The organism is Novosphingobium capsulatum NBRC 12533 (genome assembly GCF_001598375.1).
Taxonomy (GTDB): Bacteria; Pseudomonadota; Alphaproteobacteria; order Sphingomonadales; family Sphingomonadaceae; genus Novosphingobium; species Novosphingobium capsulatum.
Genome location: NZ_BCYV01000008.1, coordinates 101,776 through 126,805, shown reverse-complemented (window position 1 = coordinate 126,805; position 25,030 = coordinate 101,776). Strand labels below are relative to the sequence as shown.

Below are 25,030 nucleotides of genomic sequence, written 5' to 3'. Positions count from 1 at the left end.
GCTCATGTCATCTGTAATCAATCGGGAACTCGTCGCTGCGGTGCGTCCCTCGCTGATGATGACCGGGCTGTTTGCCGGCCTGCTTGGCCTGGCATACCCCGCCGCCATCACCGCCGTGGCCCAGGCCGCCTTTCCCTGGGCCGCCAATGGCAGCCTGATCACCGACCACGGCCAGGTCATCGGCTCTGACCTGATCGGCCAGGCCTTTACCAGCGCCCGCTACTTCCACGGCCGGCCCTCGGCGGCGGGTAGCAATGGTTACGATGCCTCGGCCTCTGCCGGGTCCAACCTCGCGCCGTTCTCGCAAACCTTGCACGATCGCGTGGCCGGCGCGGTCAAGGACTTTGCCGCCTCTTCACCAGGCTCTCCCGTTCCGCCTGACCTGGTGACTACCTCTGCCTCGGGGCTTGACCCCCATATCAGCCCCGAGGCAGCCTTTTCCCAGGTAAACCGCGTGGCCGCCGCCCGCAGCCTGGCCCCGGAAAAGGTGCATGCACTGGTAGAGGCGCAGGTGGAGCAGCCGCTGCTGGGCCTGCTGGGCGAACCGCGGGTCAATGTCCTGGCGCTCAACAGGGCACTGGACGAAGCCACGTCGGCGCGCGCACAAGGGCATTGATGACGCCGGCACGCCCCGATCCCGAAGCCCTGCTGCGCCTTGCCGAGCAGGAAACCTCAGGCCGCCTCAAGGTTTTCCTTGGGGCGGCTCCTGGCGTTGGCAAGACCTGCGAAATGCTCGACGACGCGCTGGGCCAGGCCCGCGCCGGGGTGGACGTGGTGGTGGGCGTGGTCGAAACCCATGGTCGGGTGGAGACCGAGGCACGGCTGCGCCCGCTCTCGGTGCTGCCGCGCCGGGAAGTGGCCCATCGCGGCCATACCCTGCTGGAAATGGACCTTGACGCCATTCTCGAGCGCAAGCCCGCGCTCGTGCTGGTGGACGAACTCGCCCATGCCAACGCGCCGGGCAGCCGGCACGACAAGCGCTGGCAGGATGTCGAGGAAATCCTCGCTGCCGGGATCGACGTGTGGTCCACGCTCAACATCCAGCATCTTGAAAGCCTCAACGATGTCGTCGCTTCGTTCACCCATGTGCGGGTGCGCGAAACCGTGCCCGATCGCCTGCTCGACCGGGCCGAGATCGAGGTGGTCGATACCCCGCCCGATGAACTGATCGAGCGGTTGCGCGCGGGCAAGGTCTATGTCCCGCACGAAGCGGCGCGCGCGCTGCATCACTTCTTTTCCCGCTCCAATCTTTCCGCCCTGCGCGAACTCGTGCTGCGCCGCGCGGCCCAGGCGGTTGATGCGCAGATGCTCGATGACGTCCGCGCCCAGGCGCTCGCCGGCACCTGGGCCACCGCCGATCGCGTGCTGGTGGCAGTGGGCAGTCATGATGCGGCCAGCGACGTGGTGCGCGCCGGGCGCCGCCTGGCTGATGCCCTGCGCGCGCCATGGACAGCGGTGCACATCGAAACACCGGGCGAACGCAGCGCGCAGGCCAATACGCGCTTGGCCGAAGCCATGCACTTGGCCACCCAGCTTGGCGGCCAGGTTCTGGCGTTGCCCGCCGCAGGGGTGGTCGATGGCCTGCAACAGGCCGCTGCCGATACCCGCGCCACCCTGCTGGTGGTTGGCGCGCCGCGCCCGCGCCGCTTTGCCTGGCAACGCCGGCTTACGGTCGATACCTTGGCGCGGCGCTTGCCCGATCTTGCCCTGCAGCAGGTGCCCGTGGCCCATGGCGCGCAGGCGCGGATCGCACTGGACCGCGCGCCGATCGCGGCCTGGGGCTGGGGGCCGTTGCTGCGTGGCCTGGTGCCGGCCATGGGCGCCACGGCGCTGGTTACCGCACTGGGCCGCCTGCTGTTTGCCGCCGCGCCGATCACCAACGTGGCGCTGCTCTATTTCCTGCCGGTGATGCTCGCCGCCACGCGCTATGGCCTGGCCACCGGGGTGATCACCGGCCTAGTTGCCTCGCTCGCCTACAACTTCTTCTTCATTCCGCCGACCGGCACGTTCACGATCGCCGACCCGCAGAACATCATCACCGTGCTGGTGCTGGTGGCAGTGGCGGCGGTCAGCAGCCAGTTGGCCGCGCGACTGCGGCAGCAGGCTTTGCTGGCTGGCGCCAGTGCCCGCACCAGCGCGGCGCTCGCTGGTTTTGCGCGGTTGCTCACCGGGGTGACCACGGCCGAGGAACTGGGCCGCGTGCTCTGTGCCGAAGCATCCCGCCTGCTCGATGCGCATGCCCTCATGCTGCTGCCCGAAGACGGCAAGCTGGCCGTAGCCGCCGCCTTTCCGCCCGAGCACCGGCTGGAAGTGCTCGATTTCGCCGCGGCGCAATGGGCGTTTGATCGCGCGCAGCCGGCCGGGCGCGGGTCGGGCACGCTCACTGCGTCGGAATGGCTGTTTACCCCGCTTTCGGCCGGCGGCGCGCCGCTCGCGGTGCTCGGCCTGGCGCGGGGCGATGCCAGCGCCCCGGTGCGCAGCGATCGCCTCCCGCTGCTGGGCAGCCTGGCAGACCAGGCCGGCCTCGCGCTCGAACGCATCCGGCTAGAGCATGACATGGCCGGCGTGCGCCAGCTGGAAGAGCGCGACCGGTTGCGCGCCGCGCTGCTGTCTTCGATCAGCCACGATCTGCGCACCCCGCTCACCGCCGTGGTCGGCACGCTGCGCGAACTCACGCCCGCCAATCCCGAGCAAGTGCCGATCCTTGCCACTGCCCGGGCCGAGGCGGAACGGTTGCAACGCTTCATCGCCAACCTGCTCGACATGGTGCGGATCGAGGCCGGCGCAATCGCCCTTCGGCCCGAGGCTGTGGACCTGGCCGAGGCCGTGGCCAGCGCCGTGCACGATCTGCGCCGCACGCTTGGCACCCGCGCCGTGACCATGGATATCGCCCCCGATCTGCCGCTGGTGATGGTCGATCCGCGCCTGTTCCACCACTGCCTGATCAACCTGATAGAAAACGCGGTGCGCCATGGCGGAGAGGAAGGGGCGATCATTCTGTCGGCCCAGCGCCGCGCCGATGGGCTGGACCTGCTGGTGCTGGACGAAGGCCCCGGACTACCGCCGGGCATGTCGCTTCGCATATTCGAAGTTTTCACAAGAGTGGAAGGCTCCGATCGCAAGGGCGGCACCGGCCTGGGCCTGGCCATCGTCAGGGGCTTTGCCCGCGCCATGGGCATCGATGTCAGCGCCGCCAACCGCAGCGATCGCCCCGGCGCCCGCTTCACCCTGCATTTCTCGGAAAGCCAGTTGCGAAAGATCAGCGCCGAATGAGCAGCCTTGCCACCCGCGTCCTGGTGGTGGACGATGAACCCGCCATCCGCCGCCTGCTGCGCGGCAGCCTGGCCCGCGCCGGGCACGAGGTGATCGAGGCGGCCGATGCCCGCGCTGCCCTGGCGGCGCTAGCGATCGACAAGCCCGATCTGGTGCTGCTCGATCTGGGCCTGCCCGATCGCGACGGGCTGGAACTTATCCCGCTGGTCAAGGCCACGGGCGCAGCACTGCTGATCGTTTCGGCGCGCGACGCCACCGATGAAAAGGTCGCCGCGCTCGATCTGGGCGCTGATGATTATGTCACCAAGCCGTTCGACACCGACGAAGTCCACGCGCGCATCCGCGTGGCCCTGCGCACGCGGCTCAACCGCGTGGCGGAAGAGCCGGTGGTCCAGGTTGGCGCCGTAACGGTGGATTTGGCGGCCCGCCGCGTGCTGCGCGATGGGGTGGAAGTGCATCTGACGCCCAAGGAATACGGCTTTCTGGCGCAGCTGTGCCGTCATCCCGGCCGGGTCGTATCGCATGCCGCGCTGCTGCGTGCGGTGTGGGGGGCAGCGCATGAACACGATGTGGAATACCTGCGCGTCGCCGTGCGTGGGGTGCGCCGCAAGCTGGAGGACGGTGACGTTGAAGCGAGCATGATCCGCAACGAGCCGGGCGTGGGCTATCGCCTGATTACCGCCTAGCTTGCACACCGGTTGCGTAACGCTGCTCGATCCTGCATTTGTATGGCAGGAGGTCTTTCGTATGCTCAATTCGCGTGATCTAGCCATTCTCGACGTTCTGCAGCGTGACAGCGATACGCCGCTGGCCGATGTCGGCGCCAAGGTCCACCTTTCGCCCTCGGCCTGCTCGCGGCGCATCGCCCACTTGCGCGAGGCAGGCTATATCCGCCGCAACGTGGCGGTGATCGATCGCGCCAAGGTGGGCTTGCCGACCACGGTGTTCGTCACCGTCAGCGTGCGCACGCACAGCGCGGCGTGGACCGAGCAGTTCCGCCAGGCCGTGGCCGGCATTCCCGAAATCATGGAAGTCTATCGCCTGACTGGCAACATCGATTACCTGCTGCGCATCGTGCTGCCCAGCGTCGATGACTATGACCGGGTGTACAAGGCATTGGTTTCGCGGATTGAAATGAACGTGGTCTGCGCCTCGATCGTGATGGAGACGGTCAAGTCTGCCGAAAGCCTGCCGCTGCATCATGGCGCCGCATCCTGAACGCGGCGGTTGACCGCGCCTTCGCGGCACTGCACCATCGTGGCAGCCTCGCCTCTCACTCAAAGGATGCCTGCGCCATGACGGACTTTTCTGCTGCCTTGCCGCTCGATCGTCGGCGCATGTTCCAGATCGCCGCCGCCCTTGGCACCAGCGCCGCGCTGGGGGAGCGGGCCTTGGCCGCGCCGGCTGGCCAGGCCGGTCCGCAACCCAGCGCGGCTTCTGCGGCGAATGGCCTGAAAGTGGCTCCAGGCACCATCCGCCTCAATGGCAACGAATATTGGGAAGGGCCGGTGGACGACGGCACCGACGCTGCCCGCGCCGCCGTTGCCCGCAGCAACTATTACGATCCCGCCGGTGAGCGTGACGCCCTGATCGAGACCGTCGCGACGATGGAGCAGGTGGGCGCCGATCATGTCGTGCCTTGGGCGGGATCGGGCAGCCCGCTCGCCCGCGCCGTCGTAGGCTTTTGCAGCCCAGAGCGCGGGTTGGTAACCGCCGATCCCACGTTCGAAGTGGCCTGGATGGTGGCCGGCTATATCGGTGCGCCGGTGGCCAAGGTGCCGCTGCGCGCCAGCGACCAGGCCCACGATGTGCGTGCCATGCTGGCGGCCAATCCGCACGCCGGGCTCTATCACATCTGCAACCCCAACAACCCCACCGGATCGCTGACTCCGATGGCTGACATCGTGTGGCTGGCCAATGCCATGCCCAAGGATGCCGTACTGCTGCTGGATGAAGCCTATCTGCACTTTTCCGGCGCAGCATCGGGCATGGATCTGGTGCGCCAGGGCCAGAACGTGGTGATCCTGCGTACTTTTTCCAAGATTTTCGGCATGGCCGGCATGCGCATGGGCCTCTCGATCGCGCGGCCCGACCTTCAGGCCAAGCTGATGCAGTACGATGGCGTGATCCAGACGCTGCAACTGCCGGTGCCGGCGCTCGCCTGCGCCAGCGCTAGCCTGCGCCGAATGGACCAGATCACCGCCCGGCGCGAACAGAACACGCAGACCCGTGAAAAGACCGCCGCTTTCCTCACGCAGCGCGGTTTCCCGGTGCTGCCCAGCGCCGCCAACATGCTGATGGTCGATTGGGGGCGGCCCGCCGCACCGATCAAGGCCGCGTTCGAGGCCAAGGGCATTGCCATCGGTCGCTCCTGGCCGATCTGGCCGACGCGGTCGCGCATCACCATCGGCTCACCCCAGGAAATGGACCGTTTCTGCAACACGGTGGAGCGTGTGCTGGCGTAGGGCCGAAGTTCCGTAGGAGAATAGCGGGACCCCGGATCAAGTCCGGGGTCCCGCTACCTGCTTTTTTCATCGCTCCTGCTTGTAACGATCCCTCCCCATTTGCGCCTAAGCCGGGCGGAGCAGCCCTGACGCCACCAGTTCGGCCAGCTCGGCAGGTAGCGGCACCCCCGCTGCCATTTCCGGCGCGGGTTCGGGCGTGCCGAGGGTGGTGCGCATCGGCAGGACGCCAGCCCAGACTGGTACGTCCGCCTCATCCGCGTCGCCGGGTGGGCCGACGCGGTCTTTCACGCTTGCTTCGGCGATATCCATCCACATCACCGTCGTGGCCTTGGCCTCCTGCGCGGTCATCGGGCGCAGTGTCTCCCACCGGCCGGGGAACAGGCTGTCGACCATCTCGCGAAGCGCAGCGGCGCTGTCCTGCGCATCGGTGATCTTGTTGGCGCGGCCAAATACCATGGCGCTGCGATAGTTGACCGAATGGTTGTAGGCCGATCGCGCCAGGACATAGCCATCCATCAGGCTCACTGTCAGGCATACCGCTTGCCCTTCGGCCTGGCGCAGGAACCGGCTGGCCGAAGACCCGTGCCAGAACACGCGGTTGCCCTGCCGCCAGTGGAGCGTTGGCGTCACATAAGGCGCGCCGTCGATCACATAGCCAACGTGGCACATGGGCGCGGCATCCAGCACCGCATGAACATCGGCCCAGGCATGGCTGGCGCGATCGTGCATGCGCCGCACGCGACTGCGGTCTGTGACGGGAAACTGTTCGGTCATCGCTTTGGCCTCTTGCTGTGGCAGGCCGGTTTTGCCGACAAAGTGGTTTGTTGATGAGGTCCACTTGTCAAAATATGAGCAGTCCGCTTAAAGCACGCGCATGCATGCCGAACCGCTGACCTGGCTGGTGTTGAACCGCGCTGCGGGCGATCTGGAAGGACAGGTCTATCGCGCGTTTCGCGAACGTATCCTGGCAGGCACGCTGCCGGCCGGGGCGCCTCTGCCGTCGACGCGGGCGCTGGCTGTGGCGCTGGGCATGGCGCGCAGCACGGTGGTGGCCGGCTATGACCGGCTCGCCGCCGAAGGCTTTGTCCATGCCACGCCCGGCTCTGCCACCCGCGTCGCGCCTTTGCCGCCGCCCCCGTTGAGCGGAGGGGGCCGGCCAAAGCGGGCAGAACCTGCGGGCTTGGCTGCCGCAGCCCAGGAAGATCCCAGCCGCTTCCTGCCACTGCGCCCGGGCCTGCCCGATCTGGCGTCGTTTCCCCACGCGGCCTGGGCGCGCTGCCTCGGCGCCCGCGCCCGGGCCTTGCGCGTCCATGACCTGGGCTATGCCGATGCCCAGGGACTGCCGATCCTGCGTGCCGCCGTGCTCGATCACGTGCGCCGGCGCCGCGCCGTGGTGGCCGATTCGGCGCAAGTGGTGATCGTGCCGTCGACCGCGGCGGCGCTGGCGTTGCTCGCGGGGCTGGTCGTGACGCCGGGCGATACCGCCTGGGTGGAAGACCCCGGCTATGCCACGGCCCAGGCGCTGTTGCGCCGGGCGGGTGCCACGCTGGTGCCGGTGCCGGTGGATGACGAGGGGCTCGATCCGGCGCGCGCGCCGCAGGCATCGCCGCCGCGACTGATCCACGTCACTCCGTCGCATCAGTATCCGGCCGGCGCGGCGATGAGCCTGTCGCGGCGGCTGGCGCTGCTCGATCGCGCGTCCAGCCACGGCGCCCTGATCGTGGAGGACGATTACGACAGCGAGTTCCACTATGCCGGACGCCCGCTGGCCAGCCTTCAGGGATTGGATGATGCCGGCTGCGTTGCCTATCTCGGCACGTTTTCCAAGGTTCTCGCGCCGGGGTTGCGCGTCGCCTATGCGATCGTGCCACCGCGCCTGGTGGCGCCGATGCGGGCGGCGGTGCGCCTGTCGGGCGGCATGGTGCCGATACACGTGCAGGCGGCGATGGCCGATTTCCTGGCAGAGGGGCATCTCAACGTCCATGTGCGCCGCATGCGCAAGGTCTATCACCAGCGCATGCTCGACCTGGCCGGGCGATTGGCTGGCATGGCGCGGGGCCGCTGGCAGATCGGGCCGGTCGATGGCGGCCTGCAACTGGCGCTGTGGCTCGATCCCTTGGCCCGGCAAGACGATGCCGCGCTGGCGCAGGCGTTGCATGAGCATGGGTTGGGCGTGATGCCATTGTCGCAGCTATTTCTCGGCCCGCCGCGTGCCGGCCTGCTGCTTGGTGTGGCCACCGCTACGCCACAGGCGATCGACCGCCTCGCCACGGCGCTTGACCGGCTGGTGCCGCTGCCCGCCTGACGGGGTTACGGGCGCCAGTCGCGATGGCCCATGTGGCGCAGGCGGCGGCCACAATGGCGGCACGGGCAATATTCCACGCCAGCCTCGTAAAAGCGTTTTCCACGGTTGGGCTGGTGGCGGCCAATGCTGCATAGCAGCACTGCCCAGATCTTGGGTGAAAGCTCCATGGTCGCGCTCTCCAATGCAAAAAGATGCGACAGTGCCGTGGTTTAGGCGAATCCAAAATCAACGTGCAATTCGTTGATTATTGCACTGCACACAGATTTTGGCGAGCGATTTTACAATTGCCCGGCATTTTCGCCAGGATGGTTAGGCGCGGTTGGCCATGTGCCAGGCCAGCCCTTCCACCCGTTCCACGATCGTGCTGGAAAGCGGGGAAGGCGGAACCTGTTCGGCCCAGGCCTGGTGGAAGCACAGCAGCCAGCCCTTTATCTCTTCCTCACCGATCGAGGCACCCATGTGGCGCATGCGCAGGCGGGGATGGCCATATTGGCTGGTATAGAGCGGCGGTCCCCCAAGCCAGCCGGTCAGATATTCATACAGCCGCTGTTCTGCGCGTTCGAGGGAGGGCGGATGCACCGCGCGGCAGGCCGCAGCGCCGGGCAGGCTGTCCATCAGGTGATAGAACCGGGCGCAGAAGGCTCGCACCATGTCTTCCCCACCCAGCAGGTCATACGGGGTGGGCGCAGTGCTGTCGCCAGGGGCATCCGGGGCTTGGGTCATGCCGCGCCCATAGCCTTGGCCGTGCGCGCTGGCCAGCGCCCGCGTTCGCAGTTAGGCGGCGTGGACAAATTCCACAGCGCCACGGCTGGAGGCAAAAAACGCCAGTTCAAGGAGGCGAGGAAGCGCAATATCGGGAATATTGTGCGACGAGCCGACGCTGAAATGGCGGTTTTTGGTCCAGCCCCGTAGCGGTTGCTCTATAAAAGGCCCTGGCAGCGTTGCTCGGCCTTGCAAGAGGCCCACTCTTGCTTCGTCCTTGCGCCTCCCCAGGGCCTTTTATAGAGCAACCGTGGCGTTGTGGAATTTGTCCACGCCGCCTAAAGCACCCTGCCATGGCACGCATTCTGGTTATCGAGGACGATCCCGACACGGCCGGCGAAATCGTGGCCGAATTGCGCGGCCACGGGCACGAGGTGCGCGCGGCGAACGACGGCGACAGCGGGGTGGAACTGGCCCTGCGCGAACCGTTCGACGCAATCACGCTCGATCGCATGCTGCCCGGGCTCGATGGGCTGTCCGTTGTCGCCCGCCTGCGCGCGGCCGGGCTAACATTGCCAGTGCTGATGATCAGCGCGCTGGGCGATGTCGACGAGCGGATTGCCGGGCTGCGCGCGGGCGGCGACGATTACCTGATCAAGCCGTTTGCGCCCGACGAGATGGCGATGCGCGTGGAAGTGCTCCTGCGCCGCCAGGGCCAGATGGCCGCATCCACCGCGCTGCTGACGGCAGGGCCGGTGGAAATGGACCTGATCCGTCGCGAGGTGCGCGTGGCTGGCGAGCCGGTGCGCCTGTTGCACATGGAATTTCGCCTGCTCGAATTCCTCATGCGCAATGCCGGTGAAACCGTGGCGCGGCAGATCATCTTTGAACGGGTGTGGGGGTATTATTTCGATCCCGGCGCTAACCTGATCGCCGTGCATATCGCCCGCCTGCGCAAGAAGATCGATCTGCCGGGGCAGCCGTCGCTGATCGAAACGGTCAAGGGCGAAGGGTATCGCTTCGATGCCGGCTGAATGGCCCTGGGCTACCTGGCCGCGCTTTTCCGCCATTCGCAAGACCAGCACGTTTCGCCTGGCGGTAATGTTTGGCGCGGCATCGGTGCTGGCCGTGCTGCTAGTGTTGGCGATGGTCTATAGCCTCACGGCCGGAAACCTCGACACGCGAGTCGATCTGATCCTGCGCGCGGAAATGGCCCGCCTGGTGGCGGTGCCGCCGGCCGATCTGCCTGCCGCGATCGATGCATCCTCGCGCGCCGGGGCCAATCCGCTGGGGCATTTCGGCCTGATCTCGCCCGGCGGGCGCTGGGTGGCGGGCGATCTGGGGGCAAGCCCGCCGCTGCGGCTGGGGCACACTTATGCGCGCGAAGATGGGCCGGACGTACGCGGGCCGCTGCATATCCTGGCTGAGCGAACCGCCGGCGGCTTCATCATCATGGTCGGCCGCGATTCCACTGTGATCACCGAACTGCGCGATCACGTGCTGGTGATCCTGCTTGCCAGCGGCCTGGTGGTCGTGCCGCTGCTGCTGGGCGCTGGCCTGGCGCTGAGCCTGGGCCCGCTGCGGCGGGTGGACCGCCTGCAACGCGTGGCCAGCACGATCGCCGGCGGGCGCCTCGATGCCCGCATGCCGATCGAGGGGCGCGGTGACGAACTCGATCTGCTGGCCGATACGGTCAACCACATGGTCGGCGAGGTCGAGCGATCGATGGCACAGGTCAAATCGGTGACCGATGCCATTGCCCACGATTTGCGCACCCCACTCACCCGCGTGCGCAACCAGCTGTATCGTGCCGCCCGCGCGCCGAATCTGCCCGAGGCAGAGGGGCAGCGCATCAATGCCGCGATCGAGGATCTCGACACCGTGCTCGCGCGCTTTGCCGCGCTGCTGCGCATTTCCGAGATCGAGGCGGGCCACCGCCGCCAGGGCTTTGCCGCCACCCGCATCGATGAACTCGTGGCGGTGGTGATCGATCTCTATGCCCCCCTGGCCGAGGAGCGCGAGGTGGCGCTGCTGGCAGGCAGCCTCGCGCCGGTCACGCTGGTGTGTGATGCGCAACTGATGGTCGAGGCGCTGAGCAACCTGTTGGACAACGCCATCAAGTTCAGCCCGCCGGGCGGCACCGTCATGGTCACTGTCACGCGCGAGGGCGGTCAGGCCGTGATCGCCGTGGTGGACGAAGGCGAGGGGATTCCGGCCGAACAGGTCGACGCGGTGGTGCGCCGGTTCGATCGCGGCGCGGCATCGCCTGCCGTGCCAGGTTCGGGCCTGGGCCTCAGCGTGGTGGCGGCGGTTGCCCACCTGCACCAGTTTGCCCTGGAACTGGCGCCGGCGCGGGCCGATCGCGCGCGTCCGGGGCTGGCCGCACGCATCCGCGCCGGGCACGTTCCGGCAATGTGAAATTCATTTCATTGGCAACGCGCTGCCGCTCGGTTCAATGGAGCCGGCGGTTGGCGCCGCACCATTGGCGGCGTCCCACGTTTCTGGCGCCTGCCTGCGCCTGGCTTCGCGCGTGCGAAGGCGGTGCGGGCGGGCCAAACCCATTGGGAACGCCATGCTGCAATTGGTCAAGCTTGCGCTCAGCAAGCCATATACCTTCGTCGTCCTGGCCATCCTGATCGTGCTTTCGGGTTCGATCGCCTGGCTACGCACCCCCACCGACATCTTTCCCGATATCCGCATCCCGGTGATTGCCGCGGTGTGGCAGTATCGCGGGCTGCCGCCCGAAGACATGGCCGGCCGGGTGGTCTATTATTACGAACGCTCGCTCACCTCGACGGTCAACGATATCGATCATATCGAAAGCCAGTCGATGAACGGCGTGGGTGTGGTCAAGATTTTCTTCCGTCCCGGCGTCGATATCCGCACGGCGACCGCGCAGGTCACCTCGGTGTCGCAAACCGTGCTCAAGCAGATGCCGCCCGGCATCACGCCGCCGCTGATCCTCAACTACAGTGCGGCCACGGTGCCGATCCTGCAGATGGCGCTGTCTTCGGGCAAGCTTTCCGAACAGGCGATCTATGACTTGGGGCAGAACGGCATTCGCCCGCGCCTGGCCACGGTGCAGGGCGCGGCCGTGCCATCGCCCTATGGCGGCCGCGAACGCCAGATCCAGATCGACCTCGATCCCGCCGCGCTGTTGCAGCACAATCTCTCTGCCGCAGACGTCGGCGCCGCGCTCGCCGCGCAGAACCAGATCGTGCCCGCCGGCACCACCAAGATCGGCGAGTTCGAATATTCCATCCGCCTCAACAACAGCCCGCAGGTAATCGACCAGCTCAACGCGCTGCCGATCCGCACGGTCGATGGCACCACGGTGACGATCGGTGACGTTGCCCACGTGCACGATGGTTCGCCGCCGCAGGTGAACGAAGTGCGCGTGGATGGCGGGCGCGCGGTCTTGATGACGATCCTCAAGTCGGGCTCGGCCTCGACCGTCGATATCGTCAACGACGTCAAGGCGCTGCTGCCCAAGCTCAAGGAAACGCTGCCCGACAGCCTCAAGATTCAGCTGCTGTCAGACCAGTCGCTGTTCGTGAAGGCGGCCGTTTCGGGCGTGGTGCGCGAAGGCGTGCTGGCGGCGGCCCTGACCAGCCTGATGATCCTGCTGTTCCTGGGCTCGTGGCGGTCAACCGTGATCATCGCCACCTCGATCCCGCTGGCGATTCTCGCCGCCGTGGCGGGCCTGGCGGTGACCGGCGAAACGCTCAACATCATGACGCTGGGTGGCCTGGCGCTTGCCGTTGGCATCCTCGTGGACGACGCCACCGTCACCATCGAAAACATCAACTGGCACCTCGAACAGGGCAAGGGCGTGGCTGAGGCGATCATGGACGGGGCCGAGCAGATCGTGCGCCCGGCCTTCGTCTCGCTGCTGTGCATCTGCATCGCGTTCCTGCCGATGTTCTTCCTGCCCGGCGTGGCCGGCTTCCTGTTTGCCCCGATGGCCAAGTCGGTGGTCTTTGCGATGATCGCCAGCTTCGTGCTGTCGCGCACGCTGGTCCCGACCATGAGCAACTTCCTGTTGCGCGCGCATGGTTCGGAGCATGCCGTGGACATCATGGTCAGCCATGATGCCATGACCGGGCAAAAGCCCGGCATGCACCCGCTGCGCCGGTTCCAGCATGGCTTTGAAACCCGGTTCGAGGCGATCCGCGCCTGGTATGTGGACGTGCTGCGCGCTGCGCTCGACAGCCGCCGGCGTTTCGTGCCCGGGTTCATGATCGTGGTGCTGGCCTCGTTGGTGCTGGTGCCGTTCCTCGGGCGCAACTTCTTCCCCAGCGTCGATTCCGGCCAGATCAGCCTGCACGTGCGCGCGCCGGTCGGCACGCGCCTGGAAGAAACCGCTGCCTTGTTCGACAAGGTGGAGGACCAGATCCGCGCCACCGTGCCTCGCGATGAGCTGGTGTCGATCGTCGACAACATCGGCATGTCGTCTTCGGGCATCAACACCGCCTATGCCAACAGCGGCAGTATCGGTGCGCAGGATGGCGACATTCTGGTGACCCTGGCCGAAGATCACCGGCCGACCGCCGGCTATGTCCGCGCCCTGCGTGAACGTCTGCCGCATCTGTTCCCCGGCACCACGTTTTCGTTCCTGCCGGCCGACATCATCAGCCAGATCCTCAACTTCGGCGCGCCCGCCCCGATCGACGTGATGGTGACCGGGCCCGATACCAAGGCCAACGCCGATTACGCGCGGATGCTGGCCGGCCGCATCAACCGTGTGGCCGGGATTGCCGATGTGCGCATGCAGCAGGCGACCAATGCCCCGGAACTGCGCTTTGACATCGATCGTGCCCAAGCCGATCGGCTTGGCGTGACCGAAAACGACGTGACCAAGAGCCTTTCGGTCAATCTTGCCGGCAGTGCGCAGGTGGCGCCCACGTTCTGGCTCAATCCCAAAAACGGCGTGTCCTATCCGATCGTGGTGCAGACCCCGCAATACCGCACCGACAGCATCGGCGCGCTCGACAACATCCCGGTCAGTTCGGCCCGGCCCGGTTCGGTCCAGCTGCTGGGTGCCCTGGGCACCATGACGCGGGAGCCAACGGCGGCGCTGATTTCGCACTATGCGGTGCAGCCGGCGTTCGACGTCTATGCCACCACCCAAGGGCGCGATCTGGGCGCCGTGGCGGGCGACGTGCAGAAGATCCTGAACGATACGGCCGCCAGCCTGCCCAAGGGTTCGACCGTAAAGATCCGGGGCCAGGTGGAAACCATGAACGCGGCCTTCACCGGGCTGGTCCTGGGTCTGGTTGGCGCGATCGTGCTGATCTACCTGCTGATCGTGGTCAACTTCCAGAGCTGGATCGATCCGGCGGTGATCGTTTCGGCCCTGCCGGCTGCGCTTGCCGGGATTGCCTGGACGCTGTTTGCCACGCACACGCCGCTATCGGTGCCGGCCTTGACCGGGGCGATCATGTGCATGGGCGTGGCCACGGCCAACTCGGTGCTGGTGGTCAGCTTTGCCCGCGAACGCCTGGCCGTGCTGGGCAATGCCACCCTGGCCGCGATCGAAGCCGGTTCCACCCGCTTCCGCCCGGTGCTGATGACGGCGCTGGCCATGATCATCGGCATGGCGCCGATGGCGCTCGGCCTGGGCGAGGGGGGCGAACAGAACGCCCCGCTCGGCCGCGCCGTGATCGGCGGCCTGATCTGCGCCACCATTGCCACGCTGGTGTTCGTGCCCGTGGTCTTCTCCATCGTCCATCGCAAGGAACGCCGGGGCGGCGCCACGTCGCAGCCCACCCCGCCGCCGTCCGATGATCCCACTTTCATCAAGGGAGACCTTGTCCATGCAGAATGAAACCAGCCTGGTCGTGGGCCAGGAAGACGCCCCAGCGCGCGCGCCGCGCGGGCTCAAGACCGCCGGCATCGTTGCTGGCGTGGTGGCCGCCGTCATCGTGGGCGTGGGCATCTACAGCCGCCATGGCGAGGCACTAGACACCCGCAACTGGAGCGAGGCGCAGGCCATTCCCACCGTTCACCTGGTGGACGTGACGCCGGCCGCAGCCAGCGGCGCGCTCAGCCTGCCTGGCACCATGGCGGCGTGGAACACCGCGCATATCTTTGCCCGCGTGCCTGGCTACATGCAGGCCTGGACGCGCGACATCGGCGCCACCGTGGGCCAGGGCACCCCCCTGGCGCAGATCGAGACGCCCGAGCTTGACCAGCAGATCGCGGCCGCCCGCGCTGCGCTGGCCAAGGCCAAGGCCAGCGCGGGCCTGGCGCGCAGCACGGCAGCGCGCTGGAACGACCTGTTGACCGACCATTCGGTTTCGCAGCAGGAAGCCGACGAGCGCAACGGCAACCTGGCGGTTCAGGTTGCCACCGTGCGCGGGGCCGAGGCAGATCTTGCCCGGCTTCTGGCGATGAAGGGCTATGCCACGGTGCGCGCGCCCTTTGCCGGCGTGGTGACCCAACGCACTGCCGACATCGGCGATCTGGTGGGGCCTGGTGCCACCAACCAGCAGCCGATGTTTACCGTGGCCGACGTCAGCCGCATCCGCATCTACGTGGGCGTGCCGCAGACCTATGCCGCCGCGATGAAACCGGGCGTGGAAGCGACCCTGACCGTGCCCGATCTGCCGGGCCAGACGTTTGCCGCCAAGGTTGTCGGCACGTCGGATGCGATCAATCCGCAGAACGGCGCCTTGCAAGTGCAGTTGCTGGCCGACAATACCGCCCACGCGCTGCGCGCAGGCGGCTTTGCCCAGGTGGCGTTCAAGGTGCCGGGCAGCGCAGGGGCGGTCATGATCCCGTCTAGCGCGCTGCTGTTCCGCTCTGCCGGCACCCAGGTGGCCACGGTGGGCAGCGATGGCCGGGTGCGGCTGCTGTCGATCACGCTCGGCCGCGATCTGGGCAAGACGGTGGAAGTGGTCAGTGGCCTGTCCGCCGGGACCAAGATCATCGACAACCCGCCGGATTCGATCGCCAACGGCGAAGCGGTGCATGTCGCCCATGCCGGTGCAAACGGTGGGGGCGGCCAGCATGCCTGAGCGTCTTGCCAAGCTGCGGCTGGGGTTGGGCGCTGCCCTGGCCATGGCCCTGGCCGGGTGCGCCAGCGCCCCGGCCTATAAACCGCCGCAGGTCAGCCTGCCTGCCGCCTTTTCCGGCACCGGGCCGTGGGTGCCGGCCAGCGGCGATGCGGCCACGCCACCCGCCGCCTGGTGGACCGTGTTCGGCGATCCCGTGCTCAACGGGTTGGAAGATCAGCTCAACGCCGGCAATCCCTCGCTTGCCGCTGCCGTTGCCCGGCACGACAAGGCCGCGGCACTACTGCGCCAGGCGCGGGCCGATCTCTATCCCCAGCTGGGCGCCGGGGCGACGGTCACGCAGAACCGGCAATCGGCTGATCGCCCGCTGCGCGGCAGCACCCAGCCCGATTATTATGGCGCGCAAACCCTGGGCCTGACCGGCAGCTATGAAGCCGATCTGTGGGGTCGTGTGCGGGCCAATGTCGCCGCTGGGCGGGCCGATGCCGAGGCTGCTGCCGATGACGTGGCCGACACCCGCCTGCAACTTCAGGCGGAACTGGCTGAAGGCTATGCCGTGCTGCGCGGGCAGGATCGCATCATCGCGCTGCTCGACGATACCGTAGCCGCCTATGCCCGGGCCGACCACATGACGCAGCGGCGCTTTTCCGGTGGCATCGCCAATGCCATGGAAACCGGCCAATCCGCGACGCAGCTGGCAGAGGCGCAGGCCGCGCTGGCCGATGCCCGCAATGCCCGTGCCCTGGCCGAACATGCGCTGGCGACGCTGGCGGGCGTGCCGGCCACCGGCTTTGCCATCGCGCCATCCGATCGCAGCCTGGCGCTGCCGGCGGTTCCGGTGGGCGTGCCCTCCACGCTGTTGCAGCGCCGGCCCGACATCGCTGCCGCCGAACGGCGGATGTATGCCGCCAATCGGCGCATTGGCGTTGCCCGCGCGGCCTTCTTCCCCTCGCTGTTGCTGGGCGGGCAGGTTGGCCTGCAGGATACCACGCTGGCCAATATCATCGCCGCGCCCAACACGTTCTGGTCGATTGGCCCGGCGGCGGTGATGACCCTGTTCGATGGTGGGCGTCGCCACGCCCGCGTGATGCAGGCCCGCGCCGATTGGGATGCTGCCACCGCAGACTATCGGGGCCACGTGCTGAGCGCGGTGCAGGATGTGGAAGACGGCCTCTCCCGGCTGCATCACCTGGGCGACGAAGCCAGCGCCGAGGCGCGCGCGGCCGAGCAGGCTGGCACGGTCGAGGCATTGGCCACCCGCCGCTATGAACGCGGCGCGGTCAGCTATCTCGACGTCGTCACCGCCCAGACCACGGCGCTGCGCACACGGCAAAAGGCGATCGAGGTGGATACCCAGCGCCTGCAGGCAGCAGTGCGCCTGTTGCGCGCCGTGGGCGGCGGCTGGCAGGGCGATACCAGCATGGCTGCGGCGCCGTCATCGGCAAAGGCTGGCTGATCAGGTCCGACGTCGTGCCGATCGTTGCGGGGGCTTGGCTTTTCCGCCAGCCCCCGCGATGATGGCGGCATGGTTCACTCTGTTGCCGCGCCCGCTGCTGGCCATGACGCGGCCGATACCCGCCTGGCTTGGCGCGCACGCGTGGCGGCATTGCTGTTTGCCCTGCTGGTGGCGGCGCTCGCCGGGCTGGTCGTGGCCTTTGCCATCAGCGCGCGCGGCGCCAACCGCCAGTTCACGCAGGCCAGCCTGTCGGAGCGGCAGGCGGCCGTTGTCGCGCGGATCGTCGCGCTCGCCCCAGCGGGGCAGGGCCCCGCGCTCGAACGGGCCTTGGCCGATTATCGTGCGCTGGTAGCCGAAGAAGTAGGTCTGGCGCGCGGCCCGACGCTAACGCGAGAGCAGATCCGTGCCGATGCCTTGGTGCAGCTTGCCCGCACGCCCGGCGCGCAGATGCGGTTGGAAGCGCTGGCCCGCACGATCGATGGCCAGGAAAATGGCGAGCTTCAGGCCGGGCGCAGGGCGCTGGCCCGCGCCGGGCAGCGCAGTATGGTCCTGGCCGGCTTGCTCGCCGCCGTCGCCCTGGCCTGCGCGGCCTGCGGGGCTTGGCTGCTGTGGCGCAGCAACCGCGCGCTGGCGGCCATGGTCAAGGCTCGCACCGCCCGCATCGCCGCCGTCGATGCCTCGCGCCGCCTGTTCTTTGCCAAGGTCAGCCACGAATTGCGCACCCCGGTGGCCGCAGTGCGCAGCGCCGCCGAAGTGGCGCTGGACCAGCCCGATGCCGATCCACACCTCTTGCGCGAAACGCTGGGGCACATCGTGGCGCAGGCCGGTTTCCTTACCCACCGCATCGACGAACTGCTTGGCCTTGCTGCCGCAGACGATGGGCGCTTGGCCCTGGCGAGCGCGCCGTTCGATCTTGGGAAGGTGGTGGCCGAGGCCGTGGCGGCGGCGCGGCCCTATGCGGCAAGCGTCGATGTGGCAATGGCGCTTGCCGCCCCGGCCTGCCCCCTGCCGATGATGGGCGATGCCCGCTGGCTGCGCCAGGCGCTGATGGCGGTGATCGAAAACGGTATCAAGTTTTCGCCAATGGATTCGGCTCTTTGCGTCACGCTGATGCCCGCTGATGGCGTGGCTGAGGTGGTGATCCACGATCGCGGGCCGGGGGTGATGGAGGCCGAACTGCCACGCATTTTCGATGCCTATTACCAGACCCACGAAGGCCGGCAGCGCGGTGGCAGCGGGCTGGGCCTGGCCCTGGCCCGCTGGGTGGCAGAGCGTCATGGTGGCAGCGTGCAGGCAGCAAACCAGCCCGATGGCGGCTGCGCGATCCGTTTTCGCCTGCCCTTGCAGGATGGCGCGGCATGAGCTTGGTCCTGCTGGTGGAAGACGATGCCGGCATTGGCCGGGCGATCGTCCAGGGCCTGGGCGGCCGCGGTCTTGGCGTGCGGTGGCTGCGCCAGGGGGCGGACGTGCTCGACGCCCTGGTGCGCGAGCAGATGGCCACGGTCATTCTCGATATCGGCCTGCCCGATGCCGATGGCATGGTGCTGTGCCGCCAGATTCGCGACGCCGGGCATGCCATGCCGATCCTGATGCTCACGGCGCGCACGGCGCTTGATGATCGGCTGGAAGGCTTTGATGCAGGCGCCGATGATTACCTGGCCAAGCCCTTTGCCTTTGCCGAACTGGCCGCCCGGGTGGGCGTGCTGGTGCGCCGCGCCGGGCAATTGCTGCCGCCGCCGATCACCTGGCAGGGCCTTTCCATCGATCGCGCCGCCGGCACAGCCGCATGGCACGGCACCCCGCTGGCGCTGGAGCCGCGCAGCCTGGCGCTGCTGGCCGAACTGGCGCTGGCACGGGGTGAGGTGGTGGAGCGGACCGCGCTGATCGATCGGGTGTGGGGCGCCGACGCGGTGATCACCGACAACGCCGTCGATGTGGCGGTCAGTGCGCTGCGCAAGCGGCTTGGCCCCTGCGGCTTGGGCATTGCCGCCGTTCGCGGCCGGGGTTTTCGCCTGACTTTGCCGGAATAGGCGCCAGCACCGTCTCATACCTTGGGTCAGTCTGAGCGTTCGCTCAGGTTATTGGCGTTTCATCCTGTTACGGCCTTTATGTTGAAAAACAGGGAGAGCGTGATGCGGGACATGAGGGGCTGGTTCTGCGCGGGTGCATCGTGCCTGTGCCTGGCGATGCCGGCACAAGCGCAGGATACGACCGCGACGGGGCCTGACATTATCGTGCGCGCCACGCCGTTGGCGGGTGAAGCGCCGGAAGTGGGCAATGCCAGGGCACTACAGGCTACCCAGGCGGTAAGCGTCGCCGAGCATCTGGCCCGCACGGCACCCGGCGTCACGATCAACGACGTGCAGGGCAATCCGCTGCAGCCCGATGTGAACTATCGCGGCCTCACCGCCTCGCCGCTGCTCGGCACGGCGCAGGGGCTTTCGGTCTATCTCGATGGGGTGCGCGTCAACCAGCCGTTCGGTGACGTGGTTAGCTGGGATCTGATTCCCACCGTGGCGGTGGCCGATATCGACCTGGTATCGGGCGCTGCTCCGCAATTCGGCCGCAATGCCCTGGGCGGCGCGCTGGTCCTGCGCACCAAGAGCGGCAAGAGCGATCCCGGCGTCACGCTGGAGGCCAGCGGCGGTGCATTCGGTCGCGTGACCGGCAGCGCCCAGGCAGGCGGCGTTCTGCCCGGTGGGCTGGACTGGTACGTCGCGGCCGACCATTTCCGCGAGGACGGCTGGCGCGATCTCTCGCGCTCGCGCGCCAGCCGGGCGCTGGCCAAATTGGGGTGGAGCGATGGGGCATCGTCCGTGTCGCTGGCGGGCCACTTTGCCGATACCAACCTCAACGGCAATGGCCTTCAGGAAATGCGCCTGCTCGCTGCGGATCGGCGCAGCGTCTACACCGCGCCCGACAATACCCGCAATCGCATGGGCATGGTCGTGCTCAATGGCGAAACCCGCCTGGACAGCGGGCTGCATCTGCGCGGCAACGCTTTCTGGCGCCATCTGCGCACGCAGACGTACAATGGCGACGTCAATGATGATGCCTTGGGCGAAAACCTCTATCAGCCCAATGCGGCTGAACAGGCGGCCCTCACCAGCGCCGGCTATACCGGCTTTCCCGTTGCCGGCGAAACCCAGGCCAATACGCCGTTTCCCCAATGGCGCTGCATTGCCAACGTGCTGCTCAACACCGAGCCGAACGAGAAATGCGATGGCCTGATAAACCGCTCGCAAACCCGGCAAAGCGAATGGGGCGCAACGCTGGAGGCATCGGGCCGCTTCACCACGGGGCCGTTTGCCCACGACCTGACGCTGGGCGCATCCTATATCGGCAGTACCGCGCATTTCACGCAAAGCAGCCAGTTCGGCTATATCCTGCCCGATCGCACGGTCATGCCGGTGTCTGGGCCGGGCGCCTTTGCCGATGGCACGCAGGATTCCGAAAACGCCTTTGATGCCAGGGTCGATCTGCGCAGCCGCACCACCGCGCTGTCGGCCTATGCACTTGACCGTGTCGGGCTTGGCCAGCGGCTTACCCTCGACCTGGCAGCACGCTATGACCGGGTGGCGGTGCGCAACCGCGACGCAATCACTCCGGGCGGCGGCACCGGCTCGCTCGACAGCAGCCCGGTCTATCATCGCCTCAACCCGGCGATTACGCTCACCGGCAAGGCGGCTGACGGCACGACGCTGGCGCTATCGTGGAGCCAGGCCAGCCGTGCCCCTTCGGCCATCGAACTGGGCTGTTCCGACCCGGCCAGCCCATGCCGACTGCCCAACGCTCTTGCCGGCGATCCTCCGCTGCGCCAGGTGATTGCCCGCACGATGGAAATCCGCCTCGATCGCGGCAATGGCTGGGGCCATGTCCACGCCGCGCTGTTTCGAACCGACAGCAGCGACGATATCCTGTTCGTGGCCAACGATGCCTCGGGCTATGGCTACTTCCGCAATTTCGGCAAGACGCGGCGGCAGGGCCTGGAACTGTCGGCAGATGCCCGGCTGCGCGCCTTCACCTTTTCGGCAAGCTATACGCTGCTCGACGCCACCTATCGGTCGAGCGAGGTGGTCAACGGTTCGGGCAACAGCAGCAACGATGGCAGTGGCCCCGGCTTTGACGGCACGATCGCGATCCAGCCCGGCGACCGCATTCCCCTGTTGCCGCGCCACACGGTGAAAGCGGCGGTGGGATGGGAGGCCACGCCGTGGCTCTCGCTCAATCTCGACATGGTGGCCGTTTCCAGTGCCTTTGCTCGCGGCAATGAAAACAATGCTCACCAGGCAGACGGCACCTATTATCTCGGCCCCGGAGGAACGGCCCCGTATGCGCTGTTCAATCTTGGGGGAGAAGTTCGTCCCCGCGCCGGGCTGACGATCTTTGCCATGGTCCGCAACCTGTTCGACAAGGATTATGCCAGCGCCGCACAACTCGGCGCCACCGCCTTCGATGCGCAGGGCAGGGTGGTGTCACGGCCCTTTGCCGGCCCAGTGATCGATGGCGAACGGCCTTTGCTGCAATCGACGTTCTTCGCGCCTGGCGCGCCCCGCTCTCTCCAGGTGGGTGCCCGCCTGCATTTCTAGGCTTTCCCGGCCCCCCGGCAACCGGCCACCCCCCAAACCGGGCCGGTTCCCACCCCGCCGGCCCGGCGCGCCCCCCGCGTCGGGCCGGTTTTCAATCCGGTAATCATTTACATAGGTATTTGTGGTAAATGCCGCTGCATGAGTGGTTTGGACGCAGCGATGGATGGGGGGCGGCGCATGCTGGGGCGTGCGGTGCGGCTGATCTTGTCTTGCCTGGCCCTGGCGGTGGCACAGCCGGCCCTGGCTGGCGCGCCTGACCAATGGATTACCTTGGAAAATGCCTGCCATGCCACGGGCGCCACGCCAGCACCGGGCCACGATGCCACGCTGCCCACGCGCTTTTCCTGCCATGGCGAGCTGCGCGATTACCAACGCGCCAGCCTCTGGCTCAAGGTTAACGCGCAAACTCTGGCGCAGGCGGGGCCAACGCCGGTGCTGATGGTCCATTCCTCGCGGTTCGATGCGCTGCACGTGGGCTTTTTCTATCGCGATGGTACCGCCGATTGGCAGGAGGTGGCGCGCGGTGCCTATGGCGCGAACTGGCGCCTGGGTGGCCAGATCGCGTTCGTTCCGCCGCAGCGCGATGCCGCGCTGGTTGGCGTGGTCTTGCGATTCGACCGGGTGGCATCGGCACCGATGCTGCGCATGCGCCTGATCGATGGCGGCCAGGCGCAGATCCAGGCCACGGCCATGGCCAGCATGATCGGCGCGATGCTGATGCTGCTGGCGTTGGGAGCGGTCTACAATTTCGGGCTCGCCTTCGCGGTGCGACGGCAATTCCCGGCCTGGCAGGGCGCCTGGGCCACCTGCATGGTCGCCTGGGGGGCGATGTGGTCGCAATTTCACCTGTTCTTCTTTCCGGGGCTGGCCGGGGTCGTTTCGGCGCAGATCTGCACGGCGCTGTCGTGCCTGGCTACCCTCTTGGCCACCTACAGCCTGCTTACCGCGATCGATCCTGGGCACGTGCCGCGCTGGCTGGGCCGCACCACCCGTGTGGTCGCGCTCGCCACGGCACTGCTTGGCGTGCCGCTCAGCCTGATGCGCAGCGGGCCGCTGGAGTTCTGGGCCAATGCATTGGGCTTCCTGGTCTTGCTGCTGCTGGTTCTGGCCGGATCGTGCCTGATTACCGCATGGCGGCGGGGCAGCAGCGCCGCGCGTGCGTTTGTGGGCGCATGGGCTGTGCCGATGCTGGCGCTCGGCCTGTCGTCGGTCGTGGATTTCAGCCACGCCGTATGGGGCGGGGGGTCGCAGATGCTGGTCCTGGCCGCATCGGCCTGGCAGACGGTGTGGCTGTCGGTTGCGGCCACCCGGCGCTTCATGGGCATGCGGATCGAGCGTGACCGCGCCCTCGTTGCTGAAGCAGCAGCGCAGGAGCAGGCCCGGCGCGATCCGCTGACCGGGTTGCGCAATCGGCGTGGTTTCACCGACGCGATCACCCCGCTGCTCGACCGTGTAACCCAGGCGCCAGACGCGGTGTTGGACGATAGCCAGGGTGTGGCGCTCCTGCTGCTCGATGTCGACCGCTTCAAGGCGATCAACGACGCCCATGGCCACGACGCCGGCGATGTCGTGCTGGTAACGCTGGCGCGGCGGCTCGCGCGTTGGGATGGGGCAATGTGTGTGACAGCGCGCCTGGGCGGAGAGGAGTTTGCCTTGCTCGCCACCGGCATGGGCCGCTTTGCCGCCCTGCAACTCGCCGAAAGCGTACGCACGGGGCTGGGTGATTGCGACCATTCCCCGTTTTTCGGGCGTGGGCAGGTAACGGTGAGCGTGGGCGTGGCCATGGCACGGCCTGGAGACGATTTCGCCGCGCTCTATCGCACCGCCGATGCCGCGCTCTATGCGGCCAAGCACCAGGGCCGCAACCGCGTGGTGATCGCGCCCGACGTGATCTATCCCGAAGGCGATGACGCCGCGATGCCGATCCGCATCGGCATCAGCGACTGACGCTGTTTTTGGGCGAGGGCCTTGCCTAGCCGGCTTGGCTCCGCTTAATCCTCGGTTCCTGGCGACGTGAACCGCGCCAGACGTGGACCAAGAGGGGATAACGAGTTTGGCCCGATTGAAGCGCAGCGAAAGCCAGGCGCGTACGCGCGAACGGCTGCTGCAGGCGGCAACCGATCTGTTTCGGCGCGATGGCTATGCGATCACCTCGCTCGAACGCATTGCCGATGCGGCCGGCTTCACCAAGGGCGCGGTCTATTCCAATTTCGACAGCAAGGAAGCGATCTATCTCGAAGTGTTGAGCGCCGAAGCGCTTCGCAGCCTTGGCGATTTGCTGGCCGACCTTGACGGCGCCACCGATGCCGCCGGGGTGGTGGACGTGGTAGCCGCCTGGGCGCAGGAGCGTTCGCGCCATGGCGGATGGTCCCTGTCGGTGCTGGAACTGGCGCGCACCTCGCCGCCCGGATCGCCCTGCCTTGAGCGGCTTGAGGAAATCGTGCGACGGGGCTGGCGCGAACTTGGCGGCTATCTGCGGCAACGCTTCCCCGGTGGTCCGGCGCAGCCGGAAACCCTCGGCGCGCTCTTGTTCGAGATCGCCTATGCCCCGGCACTCACGTTTCTGGCCAGCCCCGATGCAGCCGACCTGGTGCGCCTAGTCTTGCCCGCACAATTGGCGCCGTCACCGGCCTGATGGCCCAATCATCAGCCCTTTGCGATACTGCATGATGACCGGCACGCTGATCGGCCGGTTGGTGATGGCCACGGCCGTGGCGGCAAACGCGGGCTTCAACTTGAACACCGAGAGATGCGGATTACGGGTAAAACCGCCACCATCGTTCCAATCGGATTTGCCGTTGGCGTTGGCATCGTGGCGCACCGCCACGGCATAGTCGCCCGGTTGGCTGATCGGAAAGCAAAAGCGGATCGGACCACCACCATGGCGACGCTGCTCGATCCGCATCGCCCATTGCCCCTTGTCGAGAAAGCGCGCGCCACCCGGCCCGTAAAGCTGGGCGCGCACCGTCCCCTTGTCGTTGATAAAGCCGCTGACCTCTACGGTGAGTGAGGGTTGTCCCGGAAGGCATTCCCGGTCGGGTGTGCGGCTTTGCGCTGCTGGCATTGCCGGTGGCGTGGCGGGTGTCTGCGCAAGTGCGCTCAGCGGCAAAAACGCGAGGAACACTGTGGCGCCCGCCCATACCCATGGCGTTGTTGGCACGTTCGCTTCTCCTGTCTGATGGGGGCGGTGGGCATGCTCTTGCCCGGCGGGAAAGAGTTGCAAT

The 25,030-nt window shown here is 67.3% G+C and carries 20 protein-coding genes; 16 read left to right on the top strand and 4 right to left on the bottom strand.

Annotated features, from left to right (window positions below):
* Positions 1 to 4 precede the first annotated feature (4 nt).
* The 5 genes from kdpC (at position 5) to SCA01S_RS07525 (ending at position 5,738) form a co-directional block, all read left to right on the top strand.
* Positions 5 to 616: a potassium-transporting ATPase subunit KdpC gene (kdpC, locus tag SCA01S_RS07545; RefSeq protein WP_062784476.1), complete on the top strand. Its 612-nt coding sequence runs from the start codon at positions 5 to 7 to the stop codon at positions 614 to 616.
* Complete coding sequence (locus tag SCA01S_RS07540) at positions 616 to 3,273, top strand: DUF4118 domain-containing protein (protein ID WP_062784474.1); 2,658 nt, start codon at positions 616 to 618, stop codon at positions 3,271 to 3,273. Before kdpC ends, SCA01S_RS07540 begins: the two co-directional genes overlap by 1 nt.
* Positions 3,270 to 3,959 carry a response regulator gene (locus SCA01S_RS07535; RefSeq protein ID WP_062784472.1) on the top strand — a complete coding sequence of 230 codons (690 nt, stop codon included), beginning with the start codon at positions 3,270 to 3,272 and terminating at the stop codon, positions 3,957 to 3,959. The genes SCA01S_RS07540 and SCA01S_RS07535 overlap by 4 nt, the downstream gene beginning before the upstream one ends.
* Before the next feature lie 61 nt (positions 3,960 to 4,020).
* Positions 4,021 to 4,491: an Lrp/AsnC family transcriptional regulator gene (locus SCA01S_RS07530; protein WP_062784470.1), complete on the top strand. Its 471-nt coding sequence runs from the start codon at positions 4,021 to 4,023 to the stop codon at positions 4,489 to 4,491.
* Between the two features lie 77 nt (positions 4,492 to 4,568).
* Positions 4,569 to 5,738, top strand: coding sequence for a pyridoxal phosphate-dependent aminotransferase (locus tag SCA01S_RS07525; protein WP_084390843.1), 1,170 nt, complete (start codon positions 4,569 to 4,571; stop codon positions 5,736 to 5,738).
* Between the two features lie 105 nt (positions 5,739 to 5,843).
* Here SCA01S_RS07525 and SCA01S_RS07520 read toward each other — a convergent pair whose 3' ends face one another.
* Positions 5,844 to 6,512 carry a pyridoxamine 5'-phosphate oxidase family protein gene (locus tag SCA01S_RS07520; protein ID WP_062784466.1) on the bottom strand — a complete coding sequence of 223 codons (669 nt, stop codon included), beginning with the start codon at positions 6,510 to 6,512 and terminating at the stop codon, positions 5,844 to 5,846.
* 100 nt (positions 6,513 to 6,612) lie between these two features.
* Between SCA01S_RS07520 and pdxR the strand changes: the two genes are divergently transcribed.
* Complete coding sequence (gene pdxR, locus SCA01S_RS07515; RefSeq protein WP_062784464.1) at positions 6,613 to 8,043, top strand: MocR-like pyridoxine biosynthesis transcription factor PdxR; 1,431 nt, start codon at positions 6,613 to 6,615, stop codon at positions 8,041 to 8,043.
* A gap of 5 nt (positions 8,044 to 8,048) precedes the next feature.
* Here the strand turns inward: pdxR and SCA01S_RS22130 are convergent, their stop codons facing one another.
* Both SCA01S_RS22130 and SCA01S_RS07510 read right to left on the bottom strand, forming a co-directional pair.
* Complete coding sequence (locus SCA01S_RS22130) at positions 8,049 to 8,210, bottom strand: hypothetical protein (RefSeq protein ID WP_022677979.1); 162 nt, start codon at positions 8,208 to 8,210, stop codon at positions 8,049 to 8,051.
* Between the two features lie 142 nt (positions 8,211 to 8,352).
* Positions 8,353 to 8,766 carry a group II truncated hemoglobin gene (locus SCA01S_RS07510; RefSeq protein ID WP_062784462.1) on the bottom strand — a complete coding sequence of 138 codons (414 nt, stop codon included), beginning with the start codon at positions 8,764 to 8,766 and terminating at the stop codon, positions 8,353 to 8,355.
* Between the two features lie 332 nt (positions 8,767 to 9,098).
* On the opposite strand from SCA01S_RS07510, the gene SCA01S_RS07505 reads away from it, so the two are divergent.
* From SCA01S_RS07505 to SCA01S_RS07460, 10 genes are all read left to right on the top strand, one after another.
* Complete coding sequence (locus SCA01S_RS07505) at positions 9,099 to 9,779, top strand: response regulator transcription factor (protein ID WP_022677977.1); 681 nt, start codon at positions 9,099 to 9,101, stop codon at positions 9,777 to 9,779.
* Positions 9,769 to 11,163: a sensor histidine kinase gene (locus SCA01S_RS07500; RefSeq protein ID WP_062784460.1), complete on the top strand. Its 1,395-nt coding sequence runs from the start codon at positions 9,769 to 9,771 to the stop codon at positions 11,161 to 11,163. Before SCA01S_RS07505 ends, SCA01S_RS07500 begins: the two co-directional genes overlap by 11 nt.
* 154 nt (positions 11,164 to 11,317) lie before the next feature.
* Entirely contained in the window at positions 11,318 to 14,572 is a 3,255-nt protein-coding gene (locus tag SCA01S_RS07495; protein ID WP_062784458.1) for an efflux RND transporter permease subunit, read from the top strand.
* Positions 14,562 to 15,764 carry an efflux RND transporter periplasmic adaptor subunit gene (locus SCA01S_RS07490; protein WP_022677974.1) on the top strand — a complete coding sequence of 401 codons (1,203 nt, stop codon included), beginning with the start codon at positions 14,562 to 14,564 and terminating at the stop codon, positions 15,762 to 15,764. Before SCA01S_RS07495 ends, SCA01S_RS07490 begins: the two co-directional genes overlap by 11 nt.
* Entirely contained in the window at positions 15,757 to 17,217 is a 1,461-nt protein-coding gene (locus tag SCA01S_RS07485) for an efflux transporter outer membrane subunit (protein ID WP_062784770.1), read from the top strand. The genes SCA01S_RS07490 and SCA01S_RS07485 overlap by 8 nt, the downstream gene beginning before the upstream one ends.
* A gap of 69 nt (positions 17,218 to 17,286) precedes the next feature.
* Positions 17,287 to 18,579 carry a sensor histidine kinase gene (locus tag SCA01S_RS07480; RefSeq protein WP_062784456.1) on the top strand — a complete coding sequence of 431 codons (1,293 nt, stop codon included), beginning with the start codon at positions 17,287 to 17,289 and terminating at the stop codon, positions 18,577 to 18,579.
* Positions 18,576 to 19,247, top strand: coding sequence for a response regulator transcription factor (locus SCA01S_RS07475; RefSeq protein ID WP_062784454.1), 672 nt, complete (start codon positions 18,576 to 18,578; stop codon positions 19,245 to 19,247). Before SCA01S_RS07480 ends, SCA01S_RS07475 begins: the two co-directional genes overlap by 4 nt.
* Before the next feature lie 102 nt (positions 19,248 to 19,349).
* Complete coding sequence (locus SCA01S_RS07470) at positions 19,350 to 21,806, top strand: TonB-dependent receptor (protein WP_062784452.1); 2,457 nt, start codon at positions 19,350 to 19,352, stop codon at positions 21,804 to 21,806.
* 138 nt (positions 21,807 to 21,944) lie between these two features.
* On the top strand, positions 21,945 to 23,753 hold the full coding sequence (locus SCA01S_RS07465; protein ID WP_245652485.1) for a GGDEF domain-containing protein: 1,809 nt from the start codon (positions 21,945 to 21,947) through the stop codon (positions 23,751 to 23,753).
* A gap of 115 nt (positions 23,754 to 23,868) precedes the next feature.
* The gene (locus SCA01S_RS07460; protein ID WP_216647672.1) at positions 23,869 to 24,441 is read left to right on the top strand and encodes a TetR/AcrR family transcriptional regulator; all 573 of its coding nucleotides are present in this window, start codon (positions 23,869 to 23,871) and stop codon (positions 24,439 to 24,441) included.
* Here SCA01S_RS07460 and SCA01S_RS07455 read toward each other — a convergent pair.
* On the bottom strand, positions 24,430 to 24,870 hold the full coding sequence (locus SCA01S_RS07455; RefSeq protein ID WP_062784446.1) for a DUF2141 domain-containing protein: 441 nt from the start codon (positions 24,868 to 24,870) through the stop codon (positions 24,430 to 24,432). The genes SCA01S_RS07460 and SCA01S_RS07455 overlap by 12 nt on opposite strands.
* Positions 24,871 to 25,030 lie beyond the last annotated feature (160 nt).

Bases quoted from the DNA above. Each gene is read 5' to 3' on its own strand.
- SCA01S_RS07520 (WP_062784466.1), bottom strand. From the start codon at position 6,512: ATGACCGAACAGTTTCCCGTCACAGACCGCAGTCGCGTGCGGCGCATG.
- SCA01S_RS07475 (WP_062784454.1), top strand. From the start codon at position 18,576: ATGAGCTTGGTCCTGCTGGTGGAAGACGATGCCGGCATTGGCCGGGCG.
- SCA01S_RS07485 (WP_062784770.1), top strand. From the start codon at position 15,757: ATGCCTGAGCGTCTTGCCAAGCTGCGGCTGGGGTTGGGCGCTGCCCTG.
- SCA01S_RS07510 (WP_062784462.1), bottom strand. From the start codon at position 8,766: ATGACCCAAGCCCCGGATGCCCCTGGCGACAGCACTGCGCCCACCCCG.
- pdxR (WP_062784464.1), top strand. From the start codon at position 6,613: ATGCATGCCGAACCGCTGACCTGGCTGGTGTTGAACCGCGCTGCGGGC.
- SCA01S_RS07465 (WP_245652485.1), top strand. From the start codon at position 21,945: ATGAGTGGTTTGGACGCAGCGATGGATGGGGGGCGGCGCATGCTGGGG.
- SCA01S_RS07470 (WP_062784452.1), top strand. From the start codon at position 19,350: ATGCGGGACATGAGGGGCTGGTTCTGCGCGGGTGCATCGTGCCTGTGC.
- SCA01S_RS07540 (WP_062784474.1), top strand. From the start codon at position 616: ATGACGCCGGCACGCCCCGATCCCGAAGCCCTGCTGCGCCTTGCCGAG.
- SCA01S_RS07525 (WP_084390843.1), top strand. From the start codon at position 4,569: ATGACGGACTTTTCTGCTGCCTTGCCGCTCGATCGTCGGCGCATGTTC.
- SCA01S_RS07500 (WP_062784460.1), top strand. From the start codon at position 9,769: ATGCCGGCTGAATGGCCCTGGGCTACCTGGCCGCGCTTTTCCGCCATT.
- SCA01S_RS07530 (WP_062784470.1), top strand. From the start codon at position 4,021: ATGCTCAATTCGCGTGATCTAGCCATTCTCGACGTTCTGCAGCGTGAC.
- SCA01S_RS07505 (WP_022677977.1), top strand. From the start codon at position 9,099: ATGGCACGCATTCTGGTTATCGAGGACGATCCCGACACGGCCGGCGAA.
- SCA01S_RS22130 (WP_022677979.1), bottom strand. From the start codon at position 8,210: ATGGAGCTTTCACCCAAGATCTGGGCAGTGCTGCTATGCAGCATTGGC.
- SCA01S_RS07480 (WP_062784456.1), top strand. From the start codon at position 17,287: ATGGTTCACTCTGTTGCCGCGCCCGCTGCTGGCCATGACGCGGCCGAT.
- SCA01S_RS07455 (WP_062784446.1), bottom strand. From the start codon at position 24,870: ATGCCAGCAGCGCAAAGCCGCACACCCGACCGGGAATGCCTTCCGGGA.
- kdpC (WP_062784476.1), top strand. From the start codon at position 5: ATGTCATCTGTAATCAATCGGGAACTCGTCGCTGCGGTGCGTCCCTCG.
- SCA01S_RS07490 (WP_022677974.1), top strand. From the start codon at position 14,562: ATGCAGAATGAAACCAGCCTGGTCGTGGGCCAGGAAGACGCCCCAGCG.
- SCA01S_RS07495 (WP_062784458.1), top strand. From the start codon at position 11,318: ATGCTGCAATTGGTCAAGCTTGCGCTCAGCAAGCCATATACCTTCGTC.
- SCA01S_RS07535 (WP_062784472.1), top strand. From the start codon at position 3,270: ATGAGCAGCCTTGCCACCCGCGTCCTGGTGGTGGACGATGAACCCGCC.